Raw genomic sequence first — 1,302 nt, forward strand, 5'->3', positions numbered from 1 at the left:
AATTGCTAGTAATCGCGGATCAGCATGCCGCGGTGAATACGTTCCCGGGTCTTGTACACACCGCCCGTCACACCACGAGAGTTTACAACACCCGAAGTCGGTGGGGTAACCCGCAAGGGAGCCAGCCGCCGAAGGTGGGGTAGATGATTGGGGTGAAGTCGTAACAAGGTAGCCGTATCGGAAGGTGCGGCTGGATCACCTCCTTTCTATGGAGTCCATGTTACCTGTAGGGTAACGGACATAAAGCAACTTTAAGTTGCACATCAACATTCACTCGTTGCTCAGTTTTGAGAGGGTAAGGATCCGCGAAAAGTGAAGGGATGCGCTGAAGCGTATGCCGAAGCCTTTTCCGGGGAGTCCCGAAAACCGTCTCGATGTTATTCGTTTGGTGATGATGGCGGAGGGGAACCACGCGTTCCCATCTCGAACACGACCGTTAAGCCCTCCAGCGCCAATGGTACTTAGACCGCAGGGTCTTGGGAGAGTAGGACGTCGCCAAGCGAACCCACCTAGGTGGGTTTTTGTTTTGAATACAAGGTTTTAAAGAGGGCCCTTAGCTCAGCTGGTTAGAGCGCACCCCTGATAAGGGTGAGGTCGGTGGTTCGAGTCCACTAGGGCCCACCAATTGAATATCCCGGAAGATATGTATGGGGTTCCCGAAAAGTAATCGGGAATAAACGCCAGAGCATATCGTTACTTTGTGGGGTAAAAATTTGGGGCCATAGCTCAGCTGGGAGAGCGCCTGCCTTGCAAGCAGGAGGTCAGCGGTTCGATCCCGCTTGGCTCCACCAAAAGTTGGATGTTGCAGACGGCTATTCGATGTGATAAGATGTACTTCCTGTCCTTGAGACAGTTGAAGCAAGTCTGACTTGCATGAGTCGTTGCACAACTGACAGCAGACACGCCCAACTTGGACGTAGCTGTTGCAGGATTGTTCCTTGAAAACTGGATACCGAAACCGTTGCAACTGTTCGATGTGTAACAACATCGCAGTTGTCAACAAGTTGCAACTGTTCGATGCGTGAAACCATCGCGGTTGTCAACAACAAGCATAGAGCAACAATCCAGACTCTATTCATTTGAATAGAGCATTATTAGCGGAAAAGTTAAGCTAATAAGAGCACACGGAGGATGCCTAGGCGCTAGGAGCCGACGAAGGACGTGGCGAACGACGAAATGCCTCGGGGAGCCGTAAGCAGGCTTCGATCCGGGGATGTCCGAATGGGGGAACCCACGTGAGGTAATGCTCACGTACCCAGCAGTGAATACATAGCTGCTGAGGAGGCATACGAGGGGAACTGA

Annotated in this window: 2 tRNA genes and 3 rRNA genes; all 5 read left to right on the top strand. The window is 51.9% G+C overall.

The features are described from left to right. Positions 1 to 206, top strand: a 16S ribosomal RNA gene (locus tag E1757_RS35515); the annotation flags it as partial. 178 nt (positions 207 to 384) lie between these two features. After that, positions 385 to 501, top strand: a 5S ribosomal RNA gene (rrf, locus tag E1757_RS35520). Positions 502 to 547: 46 nt separating this feature from the next. After that, positions 548 to 624, top strand: a tRNA-Ile gene (locus E1757_RS35525). A gap of 91 nt (positions 625 to 715) precedes the next feature. Further along, positions 716 to 791, top strand: a tRNA-Ala gene (locus E1757_RS35530). Between the two features lie 313 nt (positions 792 to 1,104). Continuing rightward, positions 1,105 to 1,302 (top strand): 23S ribosomal RNA (locus tag E1757_RS35535); the annotation flags it as partial.

This window comes from Paenibacillus piri (assembly GCF_004354045.1).
Taxonomy (GTDB): domain Bacteria; phylum Bacillota; class Bacilli; order Paenibacillales; family NBRC-103111; genus Paenibacillus_S; species Paenibacillus_S piri.